The sequence below is a fragment of the Streptacidiphilus sp. MAP12-33 genome (genome assembly GCF_041261265.1).
In the GTDB taxonomy this organism is placed as follows: domain Bacteria; phylum Actinomycetota; class Actinomycetes; order Streptomycetales; family Streptomycetaceae; genus Streptacidiphilus.
Genome location: NZ_JBGCCA010000007.1, coordinates 167,191 through 182,592 on the forward strand (window position 1 = coordinate 167,191; position 15,402 = coordinate 182,592).

14 protein-coding genes and 1 tRNA gene are annotated in these 15,402 nt (G+C 72.7%); 8 read left to right on the forward strand and 7 right to left on the reverse strand.

Features of this window, described 5'->3' with window-relative positions; all coding sequences use genetic code 11:
• Window positions 1–18 precede the first annotated feature (18 nt).
• Together ABH931_RS10010 and ABH931_RS10015 are read right to left on the reverse strand one after the other, a co-directional pair.
• A complete protein-coding gene (locus tag ABH931_RS10010) occupies window positions 19–942 on the reverse strand; it encodes a MerR family transcriptional regulator (protein ID WP_370111967.1) in 924 nt (307 codons plus the stop codon).
• Window positions 943–997: 55 nt separating this feature from the next.
• On the reverse strand, window positions 998–1,582 hold the full coding sequence (locus tag ABH931_RS10015) for a hypothetical protein (protein WP_370111968.1): 585 nt from the start codon (window positions 1,580–1,582) through the stop codon (window positions 998–1,000).
• 212 nt (window positions 1,583–1,794) lie between these two features.
• Here ABH931_RS10015 and ABH931_RS10020 point away from each other — a divergent pair, with 212 nt between their 5' ends.
• Window positions 1,795–2,007 (forward strand): DUF5703 family protein, encoded by a 213-nt coding sequence (locus ABH931_RS10020; RefSeq protein ID WP_042365471.1) that lies wholly within the window; start codon window positions 1,795–1,797, stop codon window positions 2,005–2,007.
• A 43-nt stretch (window positions 2,008–2,050) separates the two neighbouring features.
• Here ABH931_RS10020 and ABH931_RS10025 read toward each other — a convergent pair whose 3' ends face one another.
• The 3 genes from ABH931_RS10025 to ABH931_RS10035 form a co-directional block, all read right to left on the reverse strand.
• On the reverse strand, window positions 2,051–2,935 hold the full coding sequence (locus tag ABH931_RS10025; protein WP_370111970.1) for a chaplin: 885 nt from the start codon (window positions 2,933–2,935) through the stop codon (window positions 2,051–2,053).
• 263 nt (window positions 2,936–3,198) lie between these two features.
• Window positions 3,199–3,441: a chaplin gene (locus tag ABH931_RS10030; RefSeq protein WP_370111972.1), complete on the reverse strand. Its 243-nt coding sequence runs from the start codon at window positions 3,439–3,441 to the stop codon at window positions 3,199–3,201.
• A gap of 183 nt (window positions 3,442–3,624) precedes the next feature.
• Entirely contained in the window at window positions 3,625–4,959 is a 1,335-nt protein-coding gene (locus tag ABH931_RS10035; RefSeq protein ID WP_370111974.1) for a M20/M25/M40 family metallo-hydrolase, read from the reverse strand.
• Between the two features lie 230 nt (window positions 4,960–5,189).
• On the opposite strand from ABH931_RS10035, the gene ABH931_RS10040 reads away from it, so the two are divergent.
• The 3 genes from ABH931_RS10040 to ABH931_RS10050 all read left to right on the forward strand — a co-directional run bounded on the left by ABH931_RS10040 (window position 5,190) and on the right by ABH931_RS10050 (window position 7,945).
• Window positions 5,190–5,272, forward strand: a tRNA-Leu gene (locus ABH931_RS10040).
• A gap of 205 nt (window positions 5,273–5,477) precedes the next feature.
• Window positions 5,478–7,094: a SpoIIE family protein phosphatase gene (locus ABH931_RS10045; protein ID WP_370111975.1), complete on the forward strand. Its 1,617-nt coding sequence runs from the start codon at window positions 5,478–5,480 to the stop codon at window positions 7,092–7,094.
• A 32-nt stretch (window positions 7,095–7,126) separates the two neighbouring features.
• Entirely contained in the window at window positions 7,127–7,945 is an 819-nt protein-coding gene (locus tag ABH931_RS10050) for a M15 family metallopeptidase (RefSeq protein ID WP_370111977.1), read from the forward strand.
• Window positions 7,946–7,970: 25 nt separating this feature from the next.
• Here ABH931_RS10050 and ABH931_RS10055 read toward each other — a convergent pair whose 3' ends face one another.
• Window positions 7,971–9,314 (reverse strand): serine hydrolase domain-containing protein, encoded by a 1,344-nt coding sequence (locus ABH931_RS10055; protein ID WP_370111979.1) that lies wholly within the window; start codon window positions 9,312–9,314, stop codon window positions 7,971–7,973.
• Between the two features lie 125 nt (window positions 9,315–9,439).
• On the opposite strand from ABH931_RS10055, the gene ABH931_RS10060 reads away from it, so the two are divergent.
• Window positions 9,440–10,114 (forward strand): PhzF family phenazine biosynthesis protein, encoded by a 675-nt coding sequence (locus tag ABH931_RS10060; RefSeq protein ID WP_370111981.1) that lies wholly within the window; start codon window positions 9,440–9,442, stop codon window positions 10,112–10,114.
• Between the two features lie 22 nt (window positions 10,115–10,136).
• Here ABH931_RS10060 and ABH931_RS10065 read toward each other — a convergent pair whose 3' ends face one another.
• Window positions 10,137–10,961: a TIGR02452 family protein gene (locus ABH931_RS10065; RefSeq protein ID WP_370111982.1), complete on the reverse strand. Its 825-nt coding sequence runs from the start codon at window positions 10,959–10,961 to the stop codon at window positions 10,137–10,139.
• An 80-nt stretch (window positions 10,962–11,041) separates the two neighbouring features.
• Here ABH931_RS10065 and ABH931_RS10070 point away from each other — a divergent pair, with 80 nt between their 5' ends.
• The 3 genes from ABH931_RS10070 to ABH931_RS10080 all read left to right on the forward strand — a co-directional run bounded on the left by ABH931_RS10070 (window position 11,042) and on the right by ABH931_RS10080 (window position 15,369).
• Entirely contained in the window at window positions 11,042–11,641 is a 600-nt protein-coding gene (locus ABH931_RS10070) for a histidine phosphatase family protein (protein ID WP_370111983.1), read from the forward strand.
• 217 nt (window positions 11,642–11,858) lie between these two features.
• Window positions 11,859–13,250 carry a peptide MFS transporter gene (locus ABH931_RS10075; protein WP_370112022.1) on the forward strand — a complete coding sequence of 464 codons (1,392 nt, stop codon included), beginning with the start codon at window positions 11,859–11,861 and terminating at the stop codon, window positions 13,248–13,250.
• Between the two features lie 22 nt (window positions 13,251–13,272).
• Window positions 13,273–15,369 (forward strand): CocE/NonD family hydrolase, encoded by a 2,097-nt coding sequence (locus tag ABH931_RS10080; RefSeq protein ID WP_370111984.1) that lies wholly within the window; start codon window positions 13,273–13,275, stop codon window positions 15,367–15,369.
• Window positions 15,370–15,402 lie beyond the last annotated feature (33 nt).

A 15,402-nucleotide genomic window follows, 5' to 3' on the forward strand; every position in this document is an offset into this window, starting at 1 on the left:
GGCCCGCTGCCGCCGGCGTCAGTGCGTCTCCAGAGCGGTGGCGAGCCAGGTGTAGGCCGCGACGCGCGAGGTCGGTGGTTGACCGCCCTGCGTGACGGCGAGCAGTCGTCGGTAGCGCTCAAGGCGGTCGTCCACGCCCGCGTCCAGCTGGGATCGGAGACGGGTGCGGACAGCCGCGCGGCGGGTCGGGTCGGGGTGGCCGAGCAGGCGGTCGAGGATCTCAGCCGCCTCGGGCGCGTCCGGGGCGAGCCCCGCGCGCAGGGCCGCGCCCACCGTGGCGTCGAGGTTCTCGGCGAAGAGGCGGTGCCGGTCGGCACCGGCGTGGTCCGCGTCCAGGCTCGCCGCCAGGGCTGCCCGCGCGAGCTGCTCGAACTCCGGGTCGCGCGTCATCTCGGAGAGCTCCAGCCAGGCGTCGAGCTGCTCCGGCGTCGGGTCGTCCGGCAGGGTGCTGCCGGTGCCGCGCAGGCGGTCCACCAGTCCTGGCGCGGCGTCCAGTCCGGCGCCGACGCGGGCGGCGAAGTCGTCGGTGATCTGCTGGCGCTCCTCTGCGGACAGGCGCGCCATCCGGTTCAGTCGGTCCATGTCCTGCTGCTCCTCACGGTCTCCGGCGGCAATGGCGGACAGGACCGCGCGCCGCAGGCGCAGCGTGGCGAGCTGGGTGTCGAGCGCGGCGACGTGGGCGGAGGCGACCTCGGCGAGGGTCCGCCCACGGTCGAGCACCGATCTCACCTCGGCGTGGCCGAGGCCGAGTTCGCGCAGGGTCGCCACCAACTCCAGCCGGGCGAGCCCGGCCGCGTCGTACAGCCGGTGCCCGCCCGCGCTCCGGGTCGCCTCGGCGACCACGCCGAGGTCCGACCAGTACCGGATCGTCCGCACGGACAGGCCGGTCCGGCGGGCGAGGTCTCCGATGGTGAGAAGCGGTGCGATGTCGTCGCTGTCCATGGCCCGAGTCTGCGACCTCCAGCGACCGGAGATGCAAGAGCCGACCGTCCCTGAGTCAGCTCGGGTCCGCCGGCTCCAGCTCCTCGTAGTCCTCGATGACGTCGAAGCGGCAGATCAGCAGGTCCTCGTCGGCCACGTCGAACGGCTCCGCCAGCCACTCCCCCGGCTCCGCGACCGGCTCGCTCGCGACGACCCAGAGGGTCGAGTCGCCCTCTTCGAGGCCGAACTCGGACACGTGGTGGGCCACCCGGTCCGGCTCGTACTCGGCGAAGAGCGCGCGCAGCGAACCGGAGACGGTCGTGGCGCCGACCGTCTCGCGCAGGCGGCGGGCGTCGGTCACGGTGTAGTCGCGGCGGATGAGGACGGAGACGGCCTCCGGCTCGATCCGGTCCAGGATTCCGGTGCCACCGCTGCGCGGGACCTCGAAGGGCGTGAACTCGTCGTGGACGCTGTCCAGGAGCTCGTCGTAGCTCTCCGCCGCGTCGGCCAGGGCCTCGTAGGTTCCCGCCACCAGCGGGTCGCCCGCCCCCGTTCTCCCCTCCACCGCCGCGAGGTGCGCGTCGATCGCAGCCTTCACCGCTTCCGCGGCCATGCGTACCTGGGCGATCTGGGCTTCCGTGGGACGCGCGACATCAGACATGCCCCGCACGCTAGTCGCTTCCGGGCCCTCCGCGCACCGGTGTTATCCGGGTCGTAGTAATCCCCTCACCCGAATTCCGCGCGTCGGTTGCCCTGAGGCCGCCCTGGGCAGTCTTCTGGAGCCGGGGCTGCCCCCGGTCGTAGGCTTACCCCCTGTACGTCCTGGGAGGAAGTGACTTGACCCCACCCCTGAGCAAGCCGCCGCAGAAGATCGTGCGGCAGCCCGAGTACGAGTTCCGCTCGTTGCTGCTGCCGCGCACGGTCTCCCGCAACGAGGCGCGCACGCTGCTGACCGAGCAGGCGGAGTACGGTCATTGGGAACTCGACCGCCTCCGCCTGTACCCGGACGGGCGACGCAAGATCACGCTGAAGCGACGGATCATCCGCCAGGTGCGCAGCCCGCTCAGCAGCTTCCTCGACGACTGATCCCGGGCTCCGTAGCCCCGGCAGCGGCTACCGCCGCTCCCGGCTACGCGCGCCGACGGCTGCGGCGGACCAGCAGGGCGCCGCCGGCCGCGACCAGGACGCCGGCCGGGGCCAGGATCATGGCCTCGTCGCCGCCACCCGTCTCGGCCAGGTGGCCACCGGTGCCACCACCCGACGTGCCGCCCGTGGCCGGAGCGGGGCTCGGGCTCCCGGTGCCGGAGACACCCGTGCTCGGCGAGGAGCTGGGCGTGCCGCCGTTCTGCGGCGGCGGGGGCTGCTGGCCACCCGTCGAACCGCCGGTGGTGCCGCCGCCCGTTGTGCCGCCCGTGCCGCATCCGCCGTTGCCACCGTTACCGCCACCCATGCCGCCCGCCCCGCCCATGGGGCCGGTGCAGCTGGGGCTGGGGACCGGCGCGGGGACGCCGCCACCCGCGTGGGTGCCGTTGCCGCAGGAGTTGCCGAAGGCCGGGTTGACGGCGCCCGGCGCGTTCGCGGTGTCGCCGCAGACGTTGACCGGCACGTCGACCGGGATCTGCACCGCGTTGCCCGAGCCGACGCCCGGCGAACCGTGCGCACCGCCCTGGGCGCCGCTGCCGCCGCCGGAGTCCGAACCCGCCGAGCTCCCACCGGACTCGGACCCGCCCGAGTGGGACCCGCCGGACCCGCCGGACTCCCCGGATCCGCCGCGCGACGCACCCCCGCCGTTGGCGCAGCGGTTGCCGAAGGCCGGGTTGATCGCGCCGATCACGTTGACGGTGTTGCCGCAGGCGTTCACGGGCACCGCGACGGGCACCTGGACCGCATTGCCCGAACCAACGCCGGGCGAGTCACTGGCCGTGCCGCTCGCACCCGAGTCGGCGAAGGCGGCGCCCGCCGCGAACCCCGCCGTCACGCCCGCGGTGGAGGCCAGCACGCTCCCGGTCGCCATGACCGTGAGCAATCCGCGTTTGGCCGCTTGTCGCATGTGTTGCCCTGCTCTCCGTCGTGCTGGTGCTTCCTGCTTCTCGCCCCGTGGTCCCCGTACGTGGTCCCCGTACCCAGAGCCCCCGTACCAGGCCCAACGAGAGTGAGGCGTACGAGGCACGGTTGACTCCACATCAGCTCCACAATCGCCAGACGGCCCCGGGAGGACGATCGCCTCCCGGGGCCGCACCTGAAGCTCTCATGTCCCCCCGGTCAACGGGGACGGCCTCAGTTGTTCTCGCAGTGGTTGCCGAACGCCGGGTTCAGCAGACCGATGACGTTGACGGTGTTGCCGCAGACGTTCACCGGGATGTGCACCGGAACCTGGATGACGTTGCCGGACAGGAAGCCCGGGGAGTTCCAGGCCGCACCCTGGGCGCTGGCACCGTCGTTCGCGCTGGCGATGCCGGCACCGGCCAGCCCGAGCGCACCCGCGGTGGCGACGACGGCGGCGATCTTCTTGACCTGCATGGTCTCCTCCTTCAGTGGAGCAGCCCGTTCGGTGAGCTGCATATGGGTGAACGACGCTGCGGCAAACGGGGTACGAGAGCCCAGCAACCTTCACCCGCTGGAGTGAGAAACCCGAAAGTCAGACCGAATCACCAATCCCGCAGGAACGAATCAGCACCGTCCACCTCTTCCCCATCTTCTCCATCAAGAAGCGTCGATGAAGCGGTCCAGCACCCGGACCCCGAACTTCAGCGCGTCGACCGGCACCCGCTCGTCCACGCCGTGGAACATCCCGGCGAAGTCCAGGTCGGCGGGGAGCTTGAGCGGAGCGAAGCCGAAGCAGCGGATGCCGAGGTCCGAGAAGGCCTTGGCGTCGGTGCCGCCGGAGAGCGTGTAGGGCACGGCGCGCGCGATCGGGTCCTCCGCGCGCAGCGCACGCTGCATCGCCTCCACCAGCGGGCCGTCGAAGTCCGTCTCCACCGCCTTGTCGCTGTGCACGTCCTCGCGCTTCACGCGCGGGCCGAGGACGGCGTCGAGCTGGGTGAGGAACTCCTCCTCGTAGCCGGGCAGGAAACGCCCGTCGACGTGCGCGGTGGCCTGGCCGGGGATGACGTTGACCTTGTAGCCGGCGCCGAGCATGGTCGGCTGCGCGGTGTTGCGCAGCGTCGCGCCGATCAGCTTGGCGATGCCGCCGAGCCGCTCCAGCGTGGTGTCCATGTCCTCCGGGTCGAGCTCGACGCCGAGGGCGTCGGAGAGCTCGTCGAGGAAGTGGCGGACGGTCTTGGTGACCCGGACCGGGAACTGGTGCCGGCCGAGGCGGGCGACGGCCTCGCACAGCTCGGTGATCGCGTTGTCCTTGTTGGTCATCGAGCCGTGCCCGGCCGTGCCGTCGACGGTCAGGCGCATCCAGTGCATGCCCTTCTCCGCCGTCTCGACCAGGTAGAGCCGCAGCTGCTCGTTGACGGTGAAGGAGAAGCCGCCGACCTCGCCGATGGCCTCGCTGACGCCGTCGAAGAGGCCGGGGTGCTTGTCGACCAGGTGGTGCGCGCCGTAGACGCCGCCCGCCTCCTCGTCGGCGAGGAAGGCCAGCACGATGTCGCGCGGGGGCTTGCGGCCGCTGCGCAGGCGGTCGCGGACGACCGCGAGGGTCATCGCGTCCATGTCCTTCATGTCGACGGCGCCGCGGCCCCAGACCATGCCGTCGGCGATCTCCCCGGCGAAGGGGTGGTGCGTCCAGTCGGCGGCGTTGGCCGGCACGACGTCGGTGTGGCCGTGGATCAGCAGCGCGGGGCGGGAGGGGTCCGCGCCCTCGATCCGGGCGATGGTGCTGGCGCGGCCCTTCTCGGACTCGATGATCTGCGGTTCCAGGCCGAACTCGGCCAGCTTCTCGGCGACGTACTCGGCGGCGGCGCGCTCCCCGGGGCCGGAGCCGTCGCCGTAGTTGCTGGTGTCGATCCGGATCAGGTCCCGGCAGAGGTCGGCGACCTCCGCCTCGCCGAAGCCCTCTCCCTGACGGTCCGCACCCACTGTCTCGCTCACGCTGCTCCGCCTCTCATCGCAGATCCCTGCGGATCCCTTCGTGGCCCATCCTCCCCCCGCCCCGCATCCGGCCCAAGTCCCCGTGCCCCGGCATGCCCTGCATAGGCGCAGGTCCGCGGCATGATCACGTCGCGGAAACGCGGTTCGGAACCACGGCTGATCTTTGCTATGGTTAACCCCGTCAGCGAGCGAGGCCGCAAGGCCGAGGCAAGCGAGCGGACACAACCGATGCGCGGGTGGCGGAATGGCAGACGCGCTAGCTTGAGGTGCTAGTGCCCTTCGGGGCGTGGGGGTTCAAGTCCCCCCTCGCGCACGCATCGGTTCGGCCGGCCCGGTTCCACCGGGCCGGCCGATCTGCTTTTCCCGTGCGCTGTTCTCCCAGCGTGTTGTTCTCCCAGTGTTTTGGCAGCGCAGGACTTGCGGAGTGAGCGGCGGAGGAGCCCCGCTGATGGGAAGATCAGCCCATGAGTCCGGCGGACGGGCGGCCAGCTCACGAAGCAGGCCTGCCCCTACAGGTGATGGATGCCGCGGTGTTCGGCATCGCCCTGCTCGACACCGAGCTGCGCTACACCTACGTCAACGAGGCCCTCGCCCAGGTCAACGGGGTGCCGGTCGAGGCGCACCTGGGGCGCAGGATCGCCGAGGTGGTGCCGGGCATCGACGTCGCGGCCGCCGAGGCGGAGCTGCGCGCGGTCCTCGCGGACGGCAAGCCGCGCCACCACACCGTCGAGGGCACCACCGCCGCGGACCCCTCCGCGGAGCCGCGCTGGTGGCACAACGCCTACAGCCGCCTGGAGGACTCCTCGGGCCAGGTGCTGGGCATCCTCGGCATGGTGCTGGAGATCACCGAGGACCGCCGCATCCGGCAGGCGCTGGACCGGGCCCGGACCCGGCTCGCCCTGCTCGACGAGGCGGCGACCACCATCGGCACCACCCTCGACGTCCAGCTGACCTGCAAGGAGCTGACCCGGCTGCTGGTGCCCCGGCTCACCGACGTGGCCGTGGTGGACGTGATCGAGCCGGACGACCGGCCCGGCCGCCAGCTGCGGCTGCGCCGGCTGGCGATGAGCACCACCCCGGCGCTGGTGAAGGCTGGCCGCTGGTTCGGCGCCCCGGGCTCGCTGCACAGCCCGCAGGCCACCTCGGTGGCGGCGCGCTGCGTCACCGAGGAGCGGCCGATCGTCTCGAACTCGCCGGGGGACGAGCAGATGGCCCTGGCCGCGCCGGAGGCGAGCCGGGTGGAGCGGTACCGGCGGCTGGGCGTCCACTCCTCCCTGGTGGTGCCGCTGCGGGCGCGCGGCCGGGTGATCGGCGTGGTCAACATGATGCGGGCGGGCGAGTCGCCGGCGTTCACGGCGGAGGACGTGGAGCTGGTCGGTGAGCTGGCCCGGCGGGCGGCCAACAGCATCTCCAACGCGCAGCGCTTCGCCCATGAGCACGAGACGGCTCTCGTCCTGCAGCGGGCGCTGCTGTCGGAGCGGACCCGGCCGCACGTGGACGTCGAGTGCGCCGGGCGCTATCTCCCCGCCGGGAAGACGGCCGAGGTGGGTGGCGACTGGTTCGACTCGATGGCCCTGCCCGGCGGCCGGACGCTGCTGGTCGTCGGCGACGTGATGGGCCACGGCCTGGAGGCCGCCGCGACGATGGGCGAGTACCGCTCGCTGATGCGCGCGCTGGCCTTCCAGGGCTGGGGCCCGGAGAAGATCCTCTCCGAGGCGCAGCGCACGGTCGAGGCGCTGGGCCTGGACCGGGTGGCCACCTGCCTGGTCGCGGAGATCGACCCGGCGGCCGGCCTGGTCACGCTGGCGGGCGCGGGCCACCTCCCGCCGCTGCTGCTGCGGCGCGGTCTGGGCGCGCAGTTCGCGGAACTGCCGGGCGATCCGCCTCTGGGCGCCGGGGTCGGCCACTACCGGGGCACGTCGCTGCGCCTGCCGCCGGGCTCGGTGCTGCTGTTGTTCACCGACGGGCTGGTGGAACGGCGCGGCGAGGACATCGAGCGCTCGCTGGAGGCCCTGGCCGCGCTCGACCTCGACCCGGACACTCCCCTGGAGGGCTTGCTCGACACCGTCCTCAGCCGCCTGTCGGTCAGCCCGGCGGAGGACGACGTCGCGGTTCTCGCCGCGCGCCTGCGGTAGGCGCACGGCTCCGCTTCGCAGGAGGGACACCCTTGACTCACCACGAGTACCGCCCGCGCCCAGGTCGCCCGGCACCGCGGGCCTGGCGTCTCGCCGTCGCGCTGGTCGCGGCCCTGCTGGTGGCCGGGTGTGCCGCCACCGGTGGCGGCGGTCCGGCGGCGACTCCCGCGATCACGTCGGCGTCCGCGTCCCTCGCGCCGTCGCCTCCCGTCACGAGCGCGCCGGCCGCCGTCTCGGCCGCGACGCTGGACCCGGTGGTCTCCATGATCACCCCGGCGCAGTGGCAGCGGATCGTGGCCGTGGGCGCGTGGCACACGGGGTGCCCCGTCGGGCGGCAGCAGTTGCGCCGGGTGACCATGACCCACTGGGGTTTCGACGGGAAGCTGCACCGCGGCGTGCTCGTCGTCAACGCGGACGTGGTCAGCAGCGTCAAGCGCATCTTCACCCGGCTGCTCTCCGACCGCTTCCCGATCCGGCAGATGGAGCCGATCGAGCAGTACGGCGGCGACGACAACGCCAGCATGCGCGCGGACAACTCGTCCGCGTTCAACTGCCGTCGCGCGAGCCAGGCCAACGCTCCCGCCACCGACTCGCCGCACGCCAACGGCCGCGCGATCGACCTCAATCCGCTGGAGAACCCCTGGACGGACCCGCGCTGCCACTGCTGGCAGCCGAGCAGCAGGTACGCCGCCCGCACCCCCGGCACCGGCAAGATCATCAAGGGCAACGCGGTCTGGCAGGCGTTCCACGCCGAGGGCTGGATCTGGCAGGACATCAAGGGCGCCGACTACCAGCACTTCGACACCGGCTACCCGTCCCGGCCCCTCCCCAGGACCGCGACGAGCAGCTGACGTCCGTCCGACGGCACCGCGCACCTCAGGCCCGGCCGAAGAGCCGACCCGCGAGGTCGACGCCGATGACCGCGCCGGATGCGTCGCGGGTGAGGAAGCCGCGCTGGCCCTTCATCGCGCCGCCGGTGACGATGTACTCGTCGCCGGCGCCGGGCAGCAGACCGAACGGGAAGGGCGGGTAGTCGGCGGGGACCTCCTTCTCCGAGGCGGCGCGGATCTCCGGCTTGATGACGACCTCCAGCAGGGGCGCCTGCGCGCCCTCCTCCGCGCGGATGGTGAGGGTCAGGATCTCGGTCTCGTAGACACCGACGATCGGCGCCACCTGGGCGTGGTCGTACGGAACGGGCTCGGGGTCGCGGTCGAGGACACCGAGGTAGTGCTCCAGGGCGAACTGCACGACCTCCCGGTTGAAGGCGACCCCGCCCGGCCCGCCGTTGCTCATCACCGAGACCACGAAGTCCCGGCCCGGGACGATCAGCAGCTCCGCGAACTGCCCGTTGCCGGAGCCGCCGTGGCCGACGGTGGCGGTGCCGTCGACGTCGCGGAGGAACCAGCACACGCCGAACGCGTCGCCGAGCGTGCTGCCGCGCAGGTCGACGGTCGGGGTCTGCATCTGCTTCACCAGCTCGCTCTCGCCCAGGTGGAACCTGCCCCAGCGCAGCTGGTCGGCGACGGTGGCGGCGATGCCGCCGCCCGGGTTGTTGCCGCGGGAGTCCTTCCACTGACGGGCGACGACGGGCGTGCCGTCCTGGTCGGCGTTGTGGCCGCAGGCGAAGCGGCGGGTCATCACCTGGTCGGTGAAGTACGCCGTCTCGTGCAGGCCCAGCGGCGCCAGCGCCAGCTCGGCGACGGCGCGCTCGAAGGTGAGGCCGGTGACCTTCTCGAGGACCCGGCCGAGCAGGTTGTAGCCGGCCTGGCTGTAGGAGGCGCGCGAGCCGGGCGCGCCGATCAGCTCGATCTGGTCCAGGTGGCCGACGAACCCGGCCAGCGCGTCGTCGCCGTCGCCGGTCTCGACGACCAGGCGGACGCCCAGGCCCGCGGTGTGGTTGAGCAGTTGACGGACGGTCACGGCGGCGGCGTGGTCCTCGTCCGCGAGCACGAGTTCGGGGACGTAGCGCCGCACGGGGGCGTCCAGGTCGATCCGGCCATGCTCCACGAGGCGCATCACGGCGGTGGCCGTGAAGGTCTTGGAGACGGAACCGAGGGCGAACCAGGTGTGCTCGTCGACGGGCAGGGGGTTCTCGACGCTGGTGACGCCGTGGCAGGCGTAGACGGCGCGCCCGTCCACGTGGACGCCGGCCGCGGCGCCCGGGATCCCGAAGCGCTCGGCCGCCGCGGTGACGAACTCCTGCAAGGACTGCTCGGACATGGTGACTCTCCTGGACGTCGTCTCTTCGGGTCTCTCCGGACATGCACTTGCACGTTGTTCAAGTACGACCATAGGAGCGACTTGAACAAAGTGCAAGTGTGTGGGGCGTGCCAGGATGAGGCCCCATGACTGATCTTCATGTGGTCCGCGTCTTCTGCGGCCCCGGCGGCAGCGCCGGCAACGCGCTCGGCGTGCTCCTGGACGGCGGCGCGGTCCCCGGGCGCGCGGAGCGCCAGGAGCTGGCGCGCGAACTGGGCTTCTCCGAGACCGTCTTCGTCGACGACGCCACGTCCGGCCACGTGGACATCTACACCCCGAGCGCCCGCCTTCTCTTCGCGGGGCACCCGCTGGTCGGCACCTCGTGGCTCCTGCGACGGGAGGGGGCGACCGTCGCGACGCTCCGGCCCGAGGCCGGGGAGGTGCCCGCGTGGCAGGAGGGCGAGTTCCACTGGATCCGCGGCCGCGCGGAGTGGGCGGCGGGGCGGAGGACCCGGCAGTACGGGAGCGTCGCGGAGGTGGACGCGCTCGACGTCCCGCCCCTGGGCACCGGCTGGCTCTACGCCTGGGCCTGGTCGGACGAGCCGTCCGGCGCGGTCCGGACGCGAGGCTTTCCCGGTCGGGGCGACGGGATCGACGAGGACGAGGCGACCGGCGCGGCGGCGGTCGTACTGACCGCCGAGCTGGGGCGGGCGCTGGACATCCGCCAGGGCGTCGGGTCCCAGATCCTCACCCGCGCGGGCGCGGACGCAACGGTGGACGTGGGCGGCCGGGTCGTGCCGGTCGAGGTCCGCAGGATCTGACGGCGGCGGCGCGCCCCTGCGGTCAGGCCGCGAAGACCCGTTGGAACGCCGCGCGGTTCGCCGAAGGCTCCGCGCGGTCCCGGACCGCGAACACCACCCGCTCGAACACCCCGTGATACGCCCCGCCCGGGGCGAGCCAGGCGCGGAACGCCTCCGCGACCCGCACCGGGTCGTTGCCGAAGACGCCGCAGCCCCACGCGCCCAGGACCAGTTGCCGCGCGCCCTGCGCCGCCGCGACGGCGAGGACGCGTCCGCTGCGGCGCGCCAGAGCGTCGTGGATGCGGGGCCCCGCCGCGGGATCGCGGCGGAGCAGCGCGCCCGCGTTGGGCGCGGGGCTGGTGAGGAACGACGCGGCGAAGGGGCGCGCGAGAAGCGCGCCCCGCTCGTCGCGGTGGACGGGGACGGCCGGGGACCAGATGACGCGGTCGCTGTAGAGCAGGTCGTCACTGGCCCGGTGCGTCTCGTAGTAGTCGCGGGCCTGGAGCAGGCACGGGTAGAGCAGCGCGTTGCGGCACAGGTCCTCCTCCTGCGCGCGGGCGCCGCCGAGGTAGCCGCCGCCGACGTTGCGCGCGGAGGCGAAGTTCAGGACCGCGACGGGCCCGTCCGCCGCCAGGCGGCGGGCGGCGCTGAGGCTGCCCTCGGCTGTCACCTCGACCACCGTCGTGTGCGTGCCGGACGGCGTCGGCCCCGGCGGCAGCGGCTCGTCCGGCGCGAAGCAGCGCGTCCCGGCGATCGCCGCCGCCAGCGCCGCACCGATCGCGACCTCGGTGCCGTCGGCGGCGAGGTAGTGGCCGACCTCGGCGATGGCCTGGTTCGCGCTCGCGAGATTGCGCAGTCGACTGCTCATGCCCCGGCACGTTAGGGCAGCCCTCGGCCACCGTCGAACGATTTCGCGCGTCCGTACGCCCCGGCCGGTAGCGTGGCGGCATGAGCGACCTCATCCTGGTGCGGCACGGCGAGACCGAGTGGAGCCTGTCGGGCCAGCACACCAGCTGGACCCAGCTGCCGCTGACCGCGAACGGCGAGGCGCAGGCCCGCGCGCTCGCGCCGCTGCTCGCGGAGCACAAGATCTGCCTGGCGCTGGTCAGCCCGATGCAGCGGGCCCAGGACACGGCGAAGCTCGCGGGCGTCGACGCGATGGTGGACCCGGACCTGACGGAGTGGGACTACGGCGCCTACGAGGGCGTCACCACCCGCGAGATCCACCGCACCCGCCCGGCCTGGAACCTGTGGACGGACGGGGTGGCCGCCGGGCCGGAGGAGCACCCGGGCGAGACGCCGGAGGAGGTCGGCATCCGCGCGGACCGGGTGATCGCCAAGGCGGAGGCGGCGATCCAGAACGGCCGCGGGGGCGATGTCGTCCTGGTCGCGCACGCGCACTTCCTGAGGGTGTTCACCGCGCGCCGGCTGGGCCTGCCGCCGGCCGACGGAGCGCTCTTCCAGCTCGCGACGGGCACGATCAGCCGGCTGAGCACCGAGCACGGACGCCCCGTCATCGCGACCTGGAACGAACGCCCGAGGGGCTGACCGCCACATCGGACAGCATGTCCGTTTTGCCCTATAGAGCATGCAATATAAGGTAAGGCGCCTTATGTCATGCATATCCGGCAGAACGGAGATCCGTCCCGTGGGCGACCCCACCGGCACCAGCACGGTCCACCACGGGACGGACGCGGAGAGAGCACAAGAGGACAAGGGCTTCTTCGGACACCCGAAGGGCCTGTTGACACTCTTCGGCACCGAGATGTGGGAGCGCTTCTCCTACCTCGGCATGGCTGCCATCCTCACGCTCTACTTCTCCGCCTCCGTCGCCTCCGGTGGCATGGGCATGAGCTCGGGCACCGCGGCGTCGGTCTACTCGGCGTACAGCACGATGATCTACCTGGTCTCCATCGCGGGCGGCTGGCTCGCCGACCGGGTGCTCGGCTCCTACCGGGGCGTGCTCTACGGCGGCATCCTCATCGCCTGCGGCCACTACGCCATGGCCGTGCCGACGGCCGCGATGACCTGGGTCGGGCTCGGCCTGATCATCGTCGGCACCGGTCTGCTCAAGCCGAACGTCTCCACCCTCGTCGGCAAGCTCTACGCCACCGACGACGAGCGGCGCGACGCCGGGTTCGCCCTCTACTACATGGGCATCAACATCGGCGCCTTTCTCGGCCCGCTGGTCACCGGCTGGCTCGGCCAGAAGGTCGGCTACCACTGGGGTTTCTCCGCCGCCGCGATCGGGATGACCTTCGGCCTGGCCCAGTACGTGCTGGGCCGCCGGCACCTCAAGGGCAACCGTCACGGCGCCGAGTCCCCGCTGCCGCGCGCGACGATGCGGACCACCTGGCGGGCCGTCGCCGGAACGGCGGTCTTCGTCGCCACGCTGCTCGGCGGGATGGCCTGGGGTGGCCTGCTGACGATGAGTCGGTTTGTCGACCTGGTGACGATCGCCTCCGTGCTCGCGCCCATCGGCTACTTCGTCTTCCTCTTCCGCAACGACCGTGTCACCTCCGCCGAGCGCGGGCACCTGAAGCCCTATCTGGTGCTGTTCGGCGGCTCGGTCGCGTTCAACCTGGTGCTGTTCCAGTCGTACTCGACTATGAACCTGCTGGCCGCCGACCACGCGCAGACCGATCTGCTGGGCTGGCACTTCCCCTCGTCCTGGTACGCCTCGATGCTCGGGGTCTTCGAGGTGGCGCTGGCGCCGGTGGTCGCGGGCGCCTGGGTGCGGCTCGGGAAGCGGCAGCCGCACGCGTCGAACAAGCTGGCGCTCGGCGTACTGCTCGGTGGCCTCTCGTTCCTGATCATGGTCCCGGCCACCATGGGCCGCACCGGGGACTGGATCATGTCCGGCTGGTGGCTGGTGGTCTGCTACGCCGTGCTGGGCCTCGGCGACGTGCTGCTGGAGACCACCGGCATGTCGGCGACGACCAAGCTGGCGCCGAAGGCCTTCGCCAGCCAGAGCATGGCGCTGTGGTTCCTCTCCCTCGCCCTGGCCAACGGCATCTCCGCGCAGACCGTGAAGCTCTACGGCACCCTGTCCGACCCGTCCTACTTCGCGCTCAACGGCGGCGTGGTGGTCGCGGTCGCGATCGGCATCATGGCGCTCGCCCCCTGGCTGCGCCGGACCATGGCCCCCGTCCACTGACACCCGCGCCCCGGAGGCGGCATTGCGCTATCGCGAGGACCTGCCGTACCGCACCACCGTCGAGGACTCCTGGATCCCGCTGGCCGACGGCACCCGCCTGTACGCCCGGATCTGGCGTCCCGTCACCGACGCGCCCGTCCCGGCGCTGCTGGAGTACCTGCCCTACCGGCTCGCCGACTGGACGGCGCCGCGCGACGCGCAGCGGCACCCCTGGTACGCGGGGCACGGTTACGCCTCGGTCCGCGTCGACATCCGCGGGCACGGCAACTCCGACGGCCTGCCCGGCGACGAGTACGACGCGACGGAACTCGCCGACGGCGTCGCGGTGGTGGAGTGGCTGGCCGGTCAGCCGTGGTGCACCGGCCGGGTCGGGATGTTCGGCATCTCCTGGGGCGGGTTCAACGCGCTGCAGATCGCGGCGCTGGCGCCGGAGGCGCTGCGGGCGGTGGTCACCGTCTGCTCGACCGACGACCGCTACGACAACGACGTGCACTACACGGGCGGCTCCGTCCTCGCCGTCGACATGCACGCCTGGTCGGCGACGATGCTGGCCTTCGCGAGCCGGCCGCCGGACCCGGCCTTCGTCGGGGAGCGCTGGCTGCCGATGTGGCGGGAGCGGCTGGAGCACCTGGACCCGTTGATCCACACCTGGCTGGCCCACCAGCGCCGCGACGCCTACTGGCGGCACGGCAGCGTCTGCGAGGACTACGCGGCGATCAAGGCCCCGGTGCTGGCCGTGGGGGGCTGGGCCGACCCGTACCGCGACACCGTGCTGCGTCTGGTCGAGCACCTCCCGGCAGACCGGGTGCGCGGCCTGCTCGGACCCTGGTCGCACCAGTACCCGGACCGAGGCCTGCCACCCGGCCCGGCCATCGGCTTTCTCCAGGAGACGCTGCGCTGGTGGGACCACTGGCTGCGGGACGCGGACAACGGCGTGCTGGACGAGCCGCTGCTCCGGGCCTGGATCAACGAGTCCGCCCGGCCCGCGACGACGTATCCGGTGCGGGAGGGACGCTGGGTGGGCGCCTCGTCCTGGCCGTCCGAGGACGTCGAGATGACGACCTATCGACTCGACGGCACGATGCGGCACAGCGAACCCGGCCCGGTCAAGGTCGTCTCCCCGCAGCAGACGGGCCTCGACGCCGGACGCTTCTTCCCCTTCGGCAACGACGCCGACCTGCCGCCGGACCAGCGCGAGGAGGACGGCCGCTCCGTCTGCTTCGACACCGCCGCACTCGGCCACCGCGTCGAGATCCTGGGCCGCGCGGTCGTCCGGCTACGGCTGACCGCGTCGGCGCCGCGCGGCCAGGTGATCGCCCGGCTCTGCGACGTCGCCCCCGACGGATCCTCGACGCTGGTGACGCGCGGCGTGCTGAACCTGCTGAGCCGGGAGGGCCGGGCCCGCACGACGGAGTGGATCCCGGGCGCGACTGGGGACGTCTCCTTCGAGCTGTGGGGTGTCGGCCACGCCTTCCCGCCCGGCCACCGCATCCGGCTGGCGGTCTCCTCCGCCTACTGGCCGTGGGTCTGGCCGCACCCCGATCCGCGCGGTTTCACGCTGGATCCGGCGGCGAGCTCGCTGGAGCTGCCGGTCCGCGACCCCGGCGCGGACGCCGGGCAGCGCCCGATCGCCTTCGAGCCGCCCGAGCAGACGCCGCCGCTCGGCGTCGTCTTCGCCGACCCCGCGGAGCAGCCCCGGCCGGAGCGACTGGTGCGCCGCGACGTCGCCCGCGGCCTGTGGACGCTGGAGGTCGACCCCCGCTACGGCGGCTCGCGCACCTACCCCGACGGCCTGGTCTTCCGCGAGGACGCGCTGGAGCGCTACACGATCGCGGAGTCGGACCCGCTGAGCGCGCGCACGGAGTCCCGCTGGACGGTCGGCCTGGCCCGCGAGGAGCTGGGCTGGGACGTGGAGATCCGCACCCGCTCGGAGATCCGCACGGAAGCCTCCGGCACGGGTGACGGCGCAGGTCGAGGCACGGGTGACGGCGCAGGTGGAGGCACGGGTGGGGGCACGGGCGCGGACTTCCTCACCGAGAACCGGGTGACCGCCCTCAGTGGCGGCGAGGTGATCTTCGAGCGGACCTGGCGGAGGCGCATTCCCCGCGACCACGGATAGGTGATGCTTCTCTCGGGTCCTTGGCGAAACCGA